The organism is Streptosporangium heterodermiicola, from assembly GCF_051390675.1.
In the GTDB taxonomy this organism is placed as follows: domain Bacteria; phylum Actinomycetota; class Actinomycetes; order Streptosporangiales; family Streptosporangiaceae; genus Streptosporangium.
Genome location: NZ_JBPJSR010000001.1, coordinates 314,030 through 328,050, shown reverse-complemented (window position 1 = coordinate 328,050; position 14,021 = coordinate 314,030). Strand labels below are relative to the sequence as shown.

The following is a 14,021-nucleotide window of genomic DNA, read 5'->3' as shown; positions in this document are numbered from 1 at the left end:
GGTAGCCTCGTACGGACAACTGAAGCGGGCTGCAAGGGAGAGGCGTCGTGACCGGACTGGTCGTCGCCATGGACGGTCCTTCGGGATCGGGCAAGTCGAGCGCGTCACGAGGGGTGGCGCGAGCCTTGGGGCTGCGTTATCTCGATACCGGCGCGATGTACCGGGCGATCACCTGGTGGATGCTCCAGAAGGGCGTCGATCTCGCCGATCCCGAGGCGATCGCCGCCAGGGCGCTCGACCCGGTCCTCACGCTGGGCACCGACCCGGACTCCGCGGTGGTGGCGGTCGACGGCGTCGACGCCGTCGCGCCGATCCGCAGTGCCGAGGTCACCGCGGCCGTCTCGGCGGTCAGCGCGGTGCCCGAGGTACGGCACCGCCTGGTCGCCGAGCAGCGTGAGATCATCGGCTCGGGCGGCATCGTCGTCGAGGGCCGCGACATCGGCACGGTGGTGGCGCCCGGCGCCGCGGTCAAGATCTACCTGACCGCGAGCGCGGACGCCAGGGCGCTGCGCCGCACGGCGGAGCTCACCGGCACCACGGTGGCGGCGCAGCGGACCGCGATGGCCCGCCGCGACACCCTCGACTCGACCAGGAAGGCGGACCCCCTGGCGAAGGCGGCCGACGCCGTCGAGCTCGACACCACGGCGCTGAACCTCGAAGAGGTCATCGCCGAAATACTGCGTGTGATTAAGGAAAAGGCGTGACCGGGGTATACGAAGACGACAACGGCTGGATCGACGCGGAGCTCGCCGATCCAGGGACCGACGACAGCTCGCGGCCGGACGTGGGGCCCGACACGGCCCCGCAGCCGGTGGTGGCCGTGGTGGGCCGCCCCAATGTGGGCAAGTCCACCCTGGTCAACCGGATCATCGGCCGCCGGGAGGCGGTCGTGGAGGACGTGCCGGGGGTGACCCGCGACCGGGTCACCTACGACGCCACCTGGCGGGGGCGCCGGTTCACGGTGGTCGACACCGGGGGCTGGGACCCCGACGCGACCGGGATGGCGCTGAAGATCGCCGAGCAGGCCCAGGTCGCGGCCGAGCTGGCCGACGTGATCCTGTTCGTGGTCGACGCCGTCGTGGGCGTGACCGACGCGGACGAGATCGTCGGCCACGTGCTGCGCGGGTCCGGCAAGCCGGTCATCCTCGCCGCCAACAAGGTCGACAACCAGCAGATGGAGCTGGAGGCCGCCGGGCTGTGGGCCCTCGGCCTGGGCGAGCCGCAGCCGGTCTCGGCCCTGCACGGCCGCTCCAGCGGTGACCTGCTTGACGTGATCCTCGAGAAGCTGCCGGAGACGCCCGAGCAGCGTTTCGGCCCCGAGCGCGGCCCGCGCAGGGTCGCCCTGGTCGGCAAGCCCAACGTGGGCAAGTCCTCGCTGCTGAACAAGCTGGCCGGTTCCGAGCGCGTGCTCGTCGACCCGATGGCGGGCACCACCCGCGACCCGGTGGACGAGCTGGTCGAGCTCGGCGGCAAGACCTGGCGCTTCGTCGACACCGCCGGGATCAGGCGGCGTGACCGCGAGCTCAAGGGCGCCGACTTCTACGCGAGCATGCGCACCCGGGGGGCCCTGGAGCGCTCGGAGATCGCGGTGGTGCTCATCGACGCCAGCGACGTGCTGACCGAGCAGGACCTGCGGATCATCTCCCTGGTGATCGAGTCCGGCCGGTGCATGGTCGTGGCGTTCAACAAGTGGGACCTGCTCGACGAGGACCGCCGTTACTACCTGGAGAAGGAGATCGACCGCCAGCTCGTCCGCGTGCCGTGGGCGCTGCGGATCAACATCTCCGCGAAGAACGGCTGGCACGTCGACCGGATCGTCCCCGCCATCGAGAAGGCGCTCGACTCCTGGTCGACCCGGGTGCCCACCGCCAGGCTCAACGCCTTCCTGACCGACCTGGTCGCGGCCACCCCGCCCCCGGTCCGCAGCGGCAAGCAGCCCAAGATCCTCTTCGCCACGCAGGCGTCGACGGAGCCGCCGAAGTTCGTGCTGTTCACCTCGGGCTTCCTGGAGGAGACCTACCGCCGCTTCATCGAGCGCCGGATCCGCGAGGAGTTCGGCTTCGCGGGGTCGCCCATCGAGGTCACCATGAAGATCCGCGAGAAGCGCCAGGGACAGAAGAAGAAGTAGGGGTCCCGCCCGGGGAAGTCCTTTCCCGGGCACGAGCCCTGTTTCCGGTGGAACCGGTGGAGGTCTCGCCGGGGTGGGAGTCCTTTCCCTGGCATGAGCCCTGGTCTTGTTGGAACCGGTGGAAGTCCCGCCGGGGTGGAGGTTCCGAACGGCCCGGCCCGCGCCGGGCCGTTCGTGTTACGCCCGGAGCACCGGTTCTCTCAGGGTTCGATCAGGCCCGCCCGGATGGCGTACCGGGTGAGGTCGAGCCGGTCGCGCATGCCGAGCTTCTGCAGGATGTTGGCGCGATGCCGGTCGACGGTCTTCGCGCTGATGAACAGGGTCTCGGCGATCTGCTTGGCGGAGTTGCCCTCGGCGATCAGCTTGACGATCTCCTCCTCGCGCGGGGTCAGGATGCTTTCCGGCATGCTCTGTCCCAGCTTGTCGCGCTGCAGGTAGTGCCGGATCAGGGCGGTGACGGCCCCCGGATACAGGAACGGTTCGCCGCGCATCGCCGCCCTGCACGCCTCCAGCAGGTCGCGGTCGGCCACGGACTTCAGCACGTAGCCCGACGCCCCGGCCTTGAGCGCCTCGAAGAAGTACTGCTCGTTGTCGTACATCGACAGGATCAGCAGCCGGATGCCGGGGGCGCGCCGGGAGATCTCGCGGGCCGCCTGCAGGCCGGTCATGCGGGGCATCGCGATGTCCAGGATCGCCAGGTCGACCGCCTCGGGGGTGGCCGCCTCCACCGCCTCGGCGCCGTTGGCGGCCTCGGCCACCACCGTGAGATCGGGTTCGGCGTCCAGGATCAGCCGCAGCCCGCGGCGGACCAGGGCGTGGTCGTCGGCCAGCAGGATCCTGGTGGGACCCACGGGGCTCGCGGAACGCGTGGAGCTCACAGGATTCACGGAGCTCACAGGATTCACCGAGCTCGCAGGGCTCACGGGATTCACGGCGCTCGCAGCGCTCACGGCGCTCGCAGCGCTCACGGCGCTCGCAGCGCTCACGGCGCTCACGGCGCTCACGGCGCTCACGGCGCTCACGGCGCTCACGGCGCTCACGGCGCTCACAGGATTCACGGCGCTCATGGGGCTCGTGGGGTTCACAGGGCTCTCCGCTCGGTGTCGGGCGGTACGGTGAGGCGGACGTCGGTGCCGCCGTCCGGGGGAGAGGTCACGGTGAGGCGGGCGCCGATGAGCAGGGCGCGCTCCCGCATCCCGCGGATCCCGGCGCCGTCGTGGCGTACGCCGCCACGGCCGTCGTCGGTGATGCGCAGCTCCAGGCCGCCGGGCCCGGAGGTGAGTGAGAGCTCGACGCGGGACGCCCGGGCGTGCCTGGCCGCGTTGGTCAGGCCCTCCTGGGCGATGCGGTAGAGGACCAGCTCGATCTCCTCGCTCAGCGAGGGCAGGTCGGCCTCGACCCTGCGGGTCACGGGAACGCCGCTGCTCTGGGAGAAGTCGCTGCTCAGCGCGCTGAGGGCACTGTGCAGGCCGAGGTCCTCCAGCACGCCGGGACGCAGGCGGCGGGCGACCTGCCCCACCTCGTCCAGGCTCGCGCGGACGCTCTCCTGCACCCCGTGCAACTCCTCGCGCAGGTCGCGGGGCGCGCGGTCGGCGGCGTGCTTGAGGCTCAGCAGGACCACGGTGAGACTCTGGCCGATCTCGTCGTGCAGCTCGCGGGCGATGCGGCGCCGCTCGCTCTCCTGGGCCGCGAGGGCGTGGGCGCTGCTGGCGCTGCGCTCGGCCTCCAGCCGGTCCAGCATCGCGTTGAACGTGTCGATCAGGTGGGCCAGGTCGCGGTTGCCGCCGCTGGGCAGCCGGTCGTGGGGGTGCAGCAGGTCCACGCGCTGCATCAGGGTGGTGAGCGCGTCGAGCGGGGCCAGGCTGGTGCGCAGGAGGATGGCGTTGGCCGCCAGCATCAGCGCCAGGCCGATCGTCAGCACCGGGATCTCGGCCAGGAGCACCGGGGAGGACACGGTGGCGGGCGAGAGGGCGAGCACCAGCGTACCGACCGCGAAGACCAGCCCGTTGATCGCGAACAGCCGCCTGAACAGGATCCGCCCCGGACTGCGCGCTCCTGTCCCCCGATGGGTGCGTTCGCTCATCTGACCAGCTTCCCCGGTGCGGGACGGGCCTGTCCATGCGGGGTGTCTCCCATTCCCGCGTGCCGCTTCTACATGTTCCACCCCTGCTCAGATGGGTGCCGGCCCCGATGGTGGCGGAGCGGCGACGCCGGTGGGATGGAGGAGCGACGAACACCGGCAGATGGGAGAGGGCGATGGGTACGAGCGATGTCGGCATTCTCTGGCTGGACGCCGTCACCCGTGACGGCGTCACGATCACGGTCAACGCGGCCGCCCGGGCCTTCGTCGCCGACCCCGTGGCGTACGCCGCCTATCCGGGCTCGCCGGGCGGCGCCAAGCTGGCCGCCGCCGAAGCGGAGATCCGGCGCTACGTCGGAGAACGCGACCTGTCCCCGCTGTCCAAACGGGTCGATCTCACCCGCGGAGCCAGGGACGGGGCCGGGGACGGAGCCAGGGATGGGACCGGGACCGGGAACCGCCACTGGGGCGTCGAGGTGGCGCTGGTGGCGATCACCCGCGTCGAGGTGCGGCGCCGGGAGGACCTCATCCGCTGGGCGGAACGGCTCGCGTCGTGACGGCGGCCCTGAGCGGAGGCGTGATGACGGTCCCGGGCGGAGGCGTGACGGCGGTCCCGGGCGGGAGCGTGACGACGGTCATGGTCAGAGGCGTGACGACGGTCCCGGGCGGCGGCGTGACGGCGGCCCCGGGCGGAAGGGAGTGATCGCCGGTATGGACGTCACCCGCACGACCGTGCCCGGCAGCGGGACCCTGTTCCACTTCGCCACCAGGGACGGCCAGCACCTGGCGGTCATGGTGGAGGAGGGCGACGGACCCCGGCGGCTCCTGGTGTACGGCGCGGGCGACGAGCCGTCGCAGGCCATCGCGCTGGGGCGGGACGAGGCCGACCAGATCGCCCAGGTCCTGCACAGCCGGTCCGTGGACGACAGGCTCGCCGCCCTCGAACGACGGATGGCCGACCTCGCGGGAATCACGCGGGCCACGAGAACCACAGGAATCACAGGAGGGGTGTCGTGAGCACACCGCCCGCGGTACGCCACCTCACCCGACGGGAAGGTGCCATGCAAGCGCGCGACATCGCGGTGAGCCTCCCGACGGTCACCACGCGTGACTCCGTCGCGAAGGCGGTACGGGTCATGGTGATCGGCCGCCTGCCAGGACTCGTCATCGTGGACGACCTCTCGCGGCCCCTGCTGGTGCTCCCCGGCACCCAGGTGCTGCGGCTGGCCGTGCCCGGTTCGTACCAGGAGGACCCCGCCCTGGCCAGGACCATCGACGAGGCCTACGCGGACCAGTTCTGGCTGGACCTGGGCAACCGCACGGTCGGCGACTGCCTGCCGCGCGATCCGGCCAGGCCGGTGGTCGTCCCCACGGGCGCGAACCTGCTGGAGGTGGCCGCGCTGATGGCCAGGACCCGCAGCCCGATCGTGGCCGTGGTCGAGCGGGACGCCTCGCTGGCCGGGGCGATCACCCTGGAGCGTCTCCTCACCAGCCTGGCCGTCTTCGGCCTCGGTGAGCCTTGAGCGCCCTGCTCGCCCTGGGGATCTTTCTGGTCGCTTTCTACTTCATCGCCACCGAGAAGGCCGACAAGGTCAAGGTGGTCCTGGTCGCCGCCGGTGCGATGGCGGTCCTGGGACTGATACCGGGCTCGGAGGTCTTCTTCTCCGAGCACGAGGGCATCGACTGGAACGTCATCTTCCTGCTGCTCGGGATGATGATCATCGTGGGGATCATCAAGCAGACGGGCGTCTTCGACTACCTGGCGATCTGGGCGGCCAAGCGGTCCAAGGGCGACCCGTACCGGCTCATGGTCATGCTGATGGTGATCACCGCCATCGCCTCGCCCTTCCTCGACAACGTCACCACGATCATGCTGGTGGCGCCGGTCACGGTGGTGGTGTGCGACCGGCTGCGGATCCCCGCCCAGCCCTACCTGATCGCGGAGGTGCTGGCCTCCAACATCGGCGGCGCGGCCACCCTCATCGGGGACCCGCCCAACATCATCATCGGCAGCAGGGCGGGGCTGACGTTCAACGACTTCCTGGTGCACATGGCGCCCATCGTGGTCGTCGTCTTCGTCGTGTTCGTCCTGCTGACCAGGGTGCTGTTCAGGGGCTCCTTCCGCTACAACCCCGAGCGCGTCTCCGCGGTGATGGCCCTGCAGGAGAGGCGGGCGATCACCGATCCCCGCCTGCTCGTACGCTGCCTGGCGGTGCTCGCCGTGGTGGTGGCGGGGTTCGGGCTGCACGCCGTGCTGCACGTCGAGCCGTCCATCGTGGCCCTCGTGGGAGCGGGGGTGATGCTCCTGCTGTCGCGGATCCCGGTGTCCGAGGTGCTGGCGGAGGTCGAGTGGCCGACGCTGGTGTTCTTCGCGGGACTGTTCGTGATGGTCGCGGGACTGGTGGAGACAGGCGTGATCGCGACGGTGGGGACGTGGGCGATCGACGTGGTCGGCGACGACTACTTCCTCGCGGCGACGTCGCTGCTGTTCGGCTCCAGCGTGCTGGGGGCGTTCTTCGACAACATCCCGTACGTCGCGACGATGGCGCCGGTCGTCGAGGGGATCGTGGCGCGGGCCCCCGACCCGGCGACCGGGCAGGCGCTGTGGTGGGCGTTCGCGCTGGGCGCCGACTTCGGCGGCAACGGCACGGCGGTGGCGGCCAGCGCGAACGTGGTCGCGATCGGGATCGCGGCCCGGACGGGGCATCCGATCAGCTTCTGGCAGTTCACCAAGTACGGGATCGTGGTGACGGCGCTCAGCACGCTCATGGCGTGGGTGTACGTGTGGCTGCGCTACTTCACCTGACCGCCCCGCGTGACAGGGAACCGGGTACGGGCCACTCGGCTTCGGCCCGCGCTCGGCTCCTGGCCATGCTCGGCTCCGGGCCGGTTCGCGGCCGGGGGCGTCAGGCCCCGTCCACCCGCCCGGACCCGCGTGGCAGCAGCAGCGCGACCAGCGCGCCCACCCCGCACAGGACGGCGGTGATCAGGAAGATCTCGCCGTACTCGGTGTGCAGCGCCTCCTTCACCCTGTACTGGTACTCGGCGAGCCGCCCGGCGTACACGACGGGGTCCACGCCGAAGGGCAGCGGCGTGTCCAGGTCGGCGGTGAGCGACTGGAAGCGGTGGAAGCCCCACGCCGACAGCCCGGCGACGCCGAGCAGCATGCCCATCATCCGGGCCACGACCACCGCCGCCGAGGCCACCCCGTGCTGGGCGGCGGGTACGGCCCGCAGCACCGCGGAGGAGACCGGGGCGATCACCAGGCCGAGCCCCAGACCGGCGACGACCAGGTCCGCGTCCATCCGGTATCCGGCCGAGGCCAGGTCCAGGGGCCACTGGCCGATGCGGACGTATCCGGCGGCGGCCATCGCGAGCCCGATCACCGTCACCGCGCGCTCGCCGTAGCGGCGGGCCATGAGGCCGCCCGCCAGCGCGGCCACGGAGAGCGCGACGAGGAAGCGCGACAGCACCAGGGCGCCGTCCAGGCTGTCCAGTCCCAGCAGCGTCTGCGCCGACAGCTGCACGTCGACCAGGGTGACCAGCAGCGCGGCGCCGGCCAGGAAGCTCACCCCGAGCGTGGCGAGGAACGGGCCGCGCGCCACCCCCGTCATGTCGATCAGCCGGGTCCTGGAGCGCCACTCCCACGCGACGAACGCGGCGCCGGACACGACCCCCGCGACGATCATGGGAACGCCCCACGGGGGGAGGACCGACCCGCCGGGGTCGGGGTTGTAGAGACCGGCCACGAGCAGGCCGAGCGCGAGCGCGAGCAGCAGCCCGCCGACCACGTCGACGCGCCCGCCCGCTCCGGGGGCCCGGTCGCGGGCGGGCGGCGGCACCGACCGCTGCACGGCGATCGCCGCCAGGGCCACCAGCGGGACGTTCAGCCAGAAGATCGACCGCCAGCCGCCGAGCTGCACGCCGCCGACCTGGAGGGTGACCGGGACCAGGGTGGCGAGGCCCGCGCCGTACAGGGGGCCCAGCACACTGCCGAGCTCCTGGGCCGAGCCCACCGCGCCGAGCGCCACCGGGCGCTCGCCCTCGTCCCACAGGTCCCCGACCAGGGCCATCGTGATGGGCAGCAGCGCGCCGCCCGCGACCCCCTGCAGGGCCCGGCCCGCGACCAGCCAGGGCACCGTCTCGCCCAGCGCGGTGACGACCGAGCCCACGGCGAAGCCCGCCAGGCACAGGTGGATGAGCGGGCGCCTGCCGTACCGGTCGGAGAGCTGGCCGAGCAGCGGCATGGCCGCGATGTAGCCGAGCAGGAAGCCGGTGACGATCGGGGTGGCACGCTCCAGGTGGTTGAGGGGGACGTCGACGTCCCTGGCGATGTCGACGAGGACGGTGACCACGACGTACGCGTCCAGGGCCGCGAGCAGCACCGCGGTGCCGCCGACGCCGAGGGCGGTCCGCCGCCGGGCCGCGCGGGCGCCCTCCGGGGCGGTTCGGGTCATCGTCACTTCGCCGGGGCGGTGACCTGGACCGGCACGTCGTAGTCGCTGAAGGCGACGACCACCTTGCCGCCGGCCAGTGGCAGGTCCGCCTTGAGCAGCCGGCTGGTGGCCTTGTCGATCCAGAGCACGGCGTCGACGCTCTGCGTGAGGCCGGGCACCATCGTGGCGAGCACCTGCTGGGAGAGCGTCGCCGTGACCCGGTAGGTGTCGACGCCGTCCAGCTTCTCCGCCGCCTGGGTCTTCGCGTCGAGCGCGTTGGTCAGCAGCTGCACGACGCCCTTCTCCGGGTTGAGGATGGCGGACGGGTCGTAGATCGCCGCCAGCTGGCTCCGCGACATCTGCTGGAAGCCGCCGGTCACGCCCTTGAAGTGGACGGTCTCCCCGATCAGCACGAAGTTGATCTCCTGGAGGCTGCCCATCACGTCGATCTGGAGGGTGCCGTCCGCGTCGCCGGTCCCGCTGAGACGGCCGGTGGCCTTCTTGACCGGTACGGGGGGAGTGCCCTCTGTCTCCATCGAGAAGGCGGCCGACTTCACGGCGCGCGTCGCCTCCGCGGACTTCTTGACCAGGTCGGCTCCGTTGGGGAGGGCTGGGGTGCCGTCGGGGGCACCACCGCCGCTGCACGCGGTGACCAGGGAGAACGCGGTGATCACCGCGATGATGAGGATCCGGCGAGCAGACATGGGCGGATCGTAACGACACTCCGGTCTACTAAGGAGTAACGACGGGTATCGGTTTCGCGTCGGCGGCCGCCCGCGAGGGTTTCCGCCGGCCGGTTCCGGGTCAGCGGATGCCTTTGAGGTGGTCCACCACCGGTGCGTACGCCGCCTCCAGCTCGATCAGCTGGTCGTCGGTGAGCAGGTCGATGAAATGCCGGCGCACACTGGCCACGTGGTGGGGCGCGACCTTCTGGATGGTGGCCCAGCCGTGCTCGGTGAGGACGGCGAAGGTGCCGCGCCGGTCGTCGGCGCAGGTCTCCCTGGCGACCAGGCCCGCGGTCTCCATCCGGGAGATCTGGTGGGACAGGCGGCTGCGGGACTGGATCGTGGCGTCCGCCAGATCGCTCATCCGCATCCGGTGACCCGGCGTCTCCGACAGGTTCACCAGGATCTCGTAGTCGTTGACCGAGAGCCCGAAGGGCTGGAGCTCGCGGTCGAGGCGGTGGTCGAGGAGCTTGTGCACGGCGAGGTGGGCGCGCCACGCGCGTTGCTCGGTCGAGGACAGCCAGCGGGGCTCCTGGTCGCTCACCGGTCGCTCACCACTCTCGTTCGCCGCGTCCGTGGTCGCGACTCCGGCGGATCCGTCCCCCGGCCGGCCGCCCCGCCCGCCGGGCGAGGCCTGCTTCAGGGTCATAGATCAGAACTTACCGCAGAAGGTGCCGATCGCTCGTGGTAGGCGATGTGACGACGTGACGGAACCCGCCCGCCGATCCCCCGGCGATCCCCCGCCGGTGGCCGGGCGGGACACGTCGGCGTCACCCTTGGGAAACAAGGGATGGAACACCCGTAAAGTAACCACATGGCAGAAAACGGGACGGATGCCGACAAGGCCGGATCAGAGAGTTCGGAGGGTTCCGAGAGTCTCGCCACGGTGATCGTGGCGGGTCTGGCCAACCTCGCGATCGCCGTGGCCAAGCTGGTCGCCGGGCTGATCAGCGGCTCGTCGGCGATGCTGTCCGAGGCCGCCCACTCCGCCGCGGACACCGTCACCGAGGCCCTGCTGTTCGTCGCGGTGCGCAGGGGCGGGCACCCCGCCGACGCGCGGCACCCGTTCGGCTACGGCAAGGCGGGGTTCTTCTGGGCGCTGCTCGCGGCCTTCGCCACCCTCATCGGCGGGGCCGGGTTCTCCATCACCCACGGGGTGCACGAGATCCTCACGGGTGAGAGGCTCACCGACCTGACGCTCTCGTACGTGGTCCTCGCGGTCTCGTTCGTGATCGAGGGGATCTCCTTCCTCAAGGCCCTCTCGCAGGTGCGGGGGGCGGCCAGGCGCCTTGAGGTGAGCCCGCGGCGCTACGTCGCGAAGACCTCGGACACGGCGCTGAAGGCCGTGCTCTTCGAGGACGCGGCCGCCCTGGCCGGGCTGCTGATCGCGGCGGCGGGCCTGCTGGCGTCCCAGCTGACCGGCTCGTCCTTCTGGGACGGGGCCGCCTCCGTGGTGATCGGCCTGCTGCTCCTGTGGGTCGCGATCCACCTCATCCGCGCCAACGTCTCCCTGCTGATCGGCCAGTCCGCGCCCGAGGGGCTGACGGAGCTGATCCGCGAGGAGATCACCGCCCTGCCCGAGGTCGAGAGCGTGCTGGAGCTCCTCACCATGATGCTGGGCCCCGGCGAGATCCTGGTCGCCGCCCGCGTCGACTTCGTGGACGACACCACGGGGGCGGGGCTGGAACGGGCCGCCGACCGGGTGGAACGCGCGCTCAGGGAACGGTTCCCCTCGGTGACGCAGGTCTTCCTCGACCCCACCCCCGGCCGCTCGGCCCGCGATTCACGCGAGGCCTGACTCTCCCATCCACCTCTCCACCTCGTCGGGGTGGCGGGGCAGCCCGGCCGACATGAGGCGGGCGCCGTCGGCGGTGACGACCAGGTCGTCCTCGATGCGCACGCCGACGCCGCGCAGCTCCGGCGGCAGCGTCAGGTCGTCCGGCTGCAGGTAGAGGCCGGGCTCGACGGTCAGCACCTGCCCTTCCTCCAGCACGCCGTCGAGGTAGGCCTCCGAGCGGGCCCTGGCGCAGTCGTGCACGTCCATGCCGAGCATGTGGCCGCTGCTGCACAGCGTGTAGCGGCGGTACAGGCCGCTTTCCGGCTCCATCGCCTCGTCCGCGCCGATCTTCAGCACGCCCCAGTCGTGCAGACCTTCCGCGATGACGCGCATCGCCGCGCGGTGGAAGTCGCGGAAGCTCGCCCCGGGGCGCAGGGTGGCGATCGCCGCCTCCTGGGCCTCGTACACCAGCTCGTAGACCTGGCGCTGGATCGGGCTGAAGCGCCCGGAGAGCGGCAGGGTCCTGGTGATGTCGGCGGTGTAGAGGTGGTCGGTCTCCACGCCCGCGTCGAGGAGCAGCAGCTCGTCGCCGTCCAGCCGCCCGTCGTTGCGGATCCAGTGCAGCACGCAGGCGTTCGCGCCGGACGCCACGATGCTGTCGTAACCGACCGCGTTGCCCTCCAGGCGGGCGCGGAGGCCGAAGACCCCCTCCAGGTAGCGCTCGCCGCGCCGGTGCCCCAGGGCGGCGGGCAGGGCCCGCCGCACGTCCTCGAACCCGCGCGTGGTCGCGTCGACAGAGAACTGCAGCTCGGCGATCTCCCACTCGTCCTTGACCAGCCGCATCTCGGACAGGAACGTCTCCAGCTCGTCGTCACCGCCGTTGGGCGAGACCCGCGCGTCCACGGACGCGTCCACCCCGCGCAGCACCCGCGCGGGCCCGGCGAGCACGTCGTCGAGCCTGTCGATCGGCGCGCAGGCGATCTGGTGGACGGCCTCCGCCTCGGCCAGGTCGGGGCGGCGGCCCACCCAGAACTCGCCGTAGCGGCGGTCGCGGTAGAACTCCTGCCCGGCCTGGCCCGTCGCCGTCCTCGGCGAGCGGGGGCGCAGGAACAGCGTGGCCTCCCCGGAGGGCTCGACGACGAGCACGTCGTCGGGCTCCTGGTCGCCGGTGAGGTACGCGAACGCGCTGTGCGCCCGGAACCGGTGGTCGCTGTCGTTGCTGCGCGCCTTGAGCGTGCCGGACGGGACCACCAGCCGCTCGCCGGGAAAGCGGGCGGCGAGCGCGGCGCGCCGCTTGGCGGTGTGGGCGGCCTGCGGCAGCGGGGCCAGGTCGTCGCGGTGCGTGTCGGCCCAGCCGGTGTTCATGAACGCGGCGAGGGCGTCGGAGACCGGCAGGTCGTGGCTGCCGGTGTTGAGCTTCTGGGTCATCGTGTCCCCGGGCGCGGAGGTCTTCTGGACGCCCCCACGCTAGCCCGGGGCTGCGCGGCCCCGCACTCCGGGCGCGGAGGTTCCGGTCCTCGCCGCGGCGGTCCGCGGCGGTCCGGGGCGGTGCGGCCCCGCACCCCGGCGGGTACGGAGCCGCACCGAGGATCACCGGTCAGCCGGCCGGGACCTGGTACTCCTTGGCCAGGTCGGAGGTCGCGGCCTCCTTGAAGATGACCGCGCCGCCCAGGGCCGCCTTGTCCGGCTTGGCCACGTACGACAGCAGCGAGGCGGGCTTGTCGAAGGTGGTGAAGTCCATGACCGTGCCGAACTCGGCCCCCCAGGACGACTGGCCGCGGTGCGCGGCGACCACGGCGCCCCGGGTCAGGTCCTTGCCCTCGCAGGCCTTCTTGAGCGCGTCGACGACGATCGCCGCCGCCGAGTAGCCCGAGGGGACGCCGCTGTCGATGGCCGTGTCCGGGTACTTCGCCGCGTAGTCGGCGGCCAGCTTCTTCATGGCGGGCATGTCGGAGCTGATCGGCGTACCGGCGGTCATGTAGTAGAAGTCCTTCAGCAGCGCGGGCCCGGCCGGGGTGGGCAGCAGCTGCGGGGAGTAGGCCGAGTTGCTGCCGACGAACGGCACGTCCATGCCCTTGGCGAGCGAGACGCCGACGAGCGAGGCGGTCTGCTTGGGGCCGACGGAGACCAGGACGGCCTTGACGCCCTCCGCCTTGAACGCGGCTACCTGGGCGCTCATGTCCTGGTCGGTGGCCTTGATCTTCTGCTCCACGAGCGTGAGCCCGAGCTTCTCGGACGCGTACTTGGAGCCGTTCAGCGCGCTCTCGCCGTAGTCGCCCTCGAAGTACAGGTGACCGATCTTGTCCCCGGACTTGATGCCCTTCTCCTTGGCCAGGAAGTCCACCCCGTTGATCATGTCGATGTCGTAGGTCGTCCCGGTGACCTGGATCGACTTGCTGCCGAGCAGCCCGGTCGCCCAGGCCTGCGGGATGGTGAACATCTGGTCGGTCTCGATGCGCTGCTTGAGCGCGTTGACCATGGGCGAGCCGACGAAGTGGGCGATCGCCACCACCTTCGGGGCGATCTCGGTGTAGGCCGCGATCGCCTTCTGCGCGTCGTAGCCGTGGTCGCGCACCAGCGCCTCCAACTGCCGCCCGCACACGCCCCCGGCCGCGTTCGTCTGCTCGAAGTACAGCTGCTGCGCCTGGGTCAGGCTCTTGCCGAACGAGGCGTACGGGCCGGTGAGGTCGGTCATCAGGCCGATCGTGATCTTGTCGGCGGTGACGCCGGGGCCCGTCTTCACGCCGTCCCCCCCGACGGCGGAGGGGGCGGCGCCGCTGCCCCCGGTGGCCTTCTCGCTGGCGCACGCGGTGACGGCCAGGGCGAGGGCGGCGAGTACCGCGATGCGTCGGACCGGGGTTCTTGGGATTCCCAT

15 protein-coding genes are annotated in these 14,021 nt (G+C 71.6%); 8 read left to right on the top strand and 7 right to left on the bottom strand.

The window, feature by feature from the left end:
• Window positions 1–47: 47 nt before the first annotated feature.
• Window positions 48–704 (top strand): (d)CMP kinase, encoded by a 657-nt coding sequence (gene cmk / locus ACSC1Q_RS01365; protein ID WP_436756787.1) that lies wholly within the window; start codon window positions 48–50, stop codon window positions 702–704.
• Window positions 701–2,128, top strand: a complete 1,428-nt coding sequence (gene der, locus ACSC1Q_RS01360; RefSeq protein WP_436756786.1) for a ribosome biogenesis GTPase Der — start codon at window positions 701–703, stop codon at window positions 2,126–2,128. The genes cmk and der overlap by 4 nt, the downstream gene beginning before the upstream one ends.
• A gap of 200 nt (window positions 2,129–2,328) precedes the next feature.
• Here der and ACSC1Q_RS01355 read toward each other — a convergent pair whose 3' ends face one another.
• Window positions 2,329–3,006 (bottom strand): response regulator, encoded by a 678-nt coding sequence (locus ACSC1Q_RS01355; RefSeq protein WP_436756785.1) that lies wholly within the window; start codon window positions 3,004–3,006, stop codon window positions 2,329–2,331.
• Between ACSC1Q_RS01355 and ACSC1Q_RS01350 the strand changes: the two genes are divergently transcribed.
• Window positions 2,996–3,247, top strand: coding sequence for a hypothetical protein (locus ACSC1Q_RS01350; protein ID WP_436756784.1), 252 nt, complete (start codon window positions 2,996–2,998; stop codon window positions 3,245–3,247). The genes ACSC1Q_RS01355 and ACSC1Q_RS01350 overlap by 11 nt on opposite strands.
• On the opposite strand, the gene ACSC1Q_RS01345 is transcribed toward ACSC1Q_RS01350, so the two are convergent.
• Window positions 3,210–4,211, bottom strand: coding sequence for a sensor histidine kinase (locus ACSC1Q_RS01345; protein ID WP_436756783.1), 1,002 nt, complete (start codon window positions 4,209–4,211; stop codon window positions 3,210–3,212). The genes ACSC1Q_RS01350 and ACSC1Q_RS01345 overlap by 38 nt on opposite strands.
• Window positions 4,212–4,384: 173 nt before the next feature.
• Here ACSC1Q_RS01345 and ACSC1Q_RS01340 point away from each other — a divergent pair, with 173 nt between their 5' ends.
• The 4 genes from ACSC1Q_RS01340 (at window position 4,385) to ACSC1Q_RS01325 (ending at window position 7,014) form a co-directional block, all read left to right on the top strand.
• Complete coding sequence (locus tag ACSC1Q_RS01340; protein WP_436756782.1) at window positions 4,385–4,765, top strand: SPFH domain-containing protein; 381 nt, start codon at window positions 4,385–4,387, stop codon at window positions 4,763–4,765.
• A gap of 154 nt (window positions 4,766–4,919) precedes the next feature.
• Window positions 4,920–5,225, top strand: coding sequence for a cation:proton antiporter regulatory subunit (locus ACSC1Q_RS01335; RefSeq protein WP_436756781.1), 306 nt, complete (start codon window positions 4,920–4,922; stop codon window positions 5,223–5,225).
• A gap of 44 nt (window positions 5,226–5,269) precedes the next feature.
• Window positions 5,270–5,731, top strand: a complete 462-nt coding sequence (locus tag ACSC1Q_RS01330) for a CBS domain-containing protein (RefSeq protein ID WP_436756780.1) — start codon at window positions 5,270–5,272, stop codon at window positions 5,729–5,731.
• Entirely contained in the window at window positions 5,728–7,014 is a 1,287-nt protein-coding gene (locus tag ACSC1Q_RS01325) for an ArsB/NhaD family transporter (protein ID WP_436756779.1), read from the top strand. The genes ACSC1Q_RS01330 and ACSC1Q_RS01325 overlap by 4 nt, the downstream gene beginning before the upstream one ends.
• Before the next feature lie 100 nt (window positions 7,015–7,114).
• On the opposite strand, the gene ACSC1Q_RS01320 is transcribed toward ACSC1Q_RS01325, so the two are convergent.
• The 3 genes from ACSC1Q_RS01320 to ACSC1Q_RS01310 all read right to left on the bottom strand — a co-directional run bounded on the left by ACSC1Q_RS01320 (window position 7,115) and on the right by ACSC1Q_RS01310 (window position 10,018).
• Window positions 7,115–8,665, bottom strand: coding sequence for an MFS transporter (locus ACSC1Q_RS01320; protein ID WP_436756778.1), 1,551 nt, complete (start codon window positions 8,663–8,665; stop codon window positions 7,115–7,117).
• 2 nt (window positions 8,666–8,667) lie between these two features.
• The gene (locus ACSC1Q_RS01315; protein ID WP_436756777.1) at window positions 8,668–9,348 is read right to left on the bottom strand and encodes an LppX_LprAFG lipoprotein; all 681 of its coding nucleotides are present in this window, start codon (window positions 9,346–9,348) and stop codon (window positions 8,668–8,670) included.
• A gap of 100 nt (window positions 9,349–9,448) precedes the next feature.
• On the bottom strand, window positions 9,449–10,018 hold the full coding sequence (locus ACSC1Q_RS01310) for a MarR family winged helix-turn-helix transcriptional regulator (protein WP_436756776.1): 570 nt from the start codon (window positions 10,016–10,018) through the stop codon (window positions 9,449–9,451).
• A 165-nt stretch (window positions 10,019–10,183) separates the two neighbouring features.
• On the opposite strand from ACSC1Q_RS01310, the gene ACSC1Q_RS01305 reads away from it, so the two are divergent.
• The gene (locus ACSC1Q_RS01305) at window positions 10,184–11,167 is read left to right on the top strand and encodes a cation diffusion facilitator family transporter (RefSeq protein WP_436756775.1); all 984 of its coding nucleotides are present in this window, start codon (window positions 10,184–10,186) and stop codon (window positions 11,165–11,167) included.
• Here ACSC1Q_RS01305 and ACSC1Q_RS01300 read toward each other — a convergent pair.
• Together ACSC1Q_RS01300 and ACSC1Q_RS01295 are read right to left on the bottom strand one after the other, a co-directional pair.
• A complete protein-coding gene (locus ACSC1Q_RS01300) occupies window positions 11,153–12,574 on the bottom strand; it encodes an aminopeptidase P family protein (RefSeq protein ID WP_436756774.1) in 1,422 nt (473 codons plus the stop codon). The two genes, ACSC1Q_RS01305 and ACSC1Q_RS01300, sit on opposite strands and share 15 nt — an antisense overlap.
• Window positions 12,575–12,743: 169 nt before the next feature.
• Window positions 12,744–14,021 carry an ABC transporter substrate-binding protein gene (locus ACSC1Q_RS01295; protein WP_436756773.1) on the bottom strand — a complete coding sequence of 426 codons (1,278 nt, stop codon included), beginning with the start codon at window positions 14,019–14,021 and terminating at the stop codon, window positions 12,744–12,746.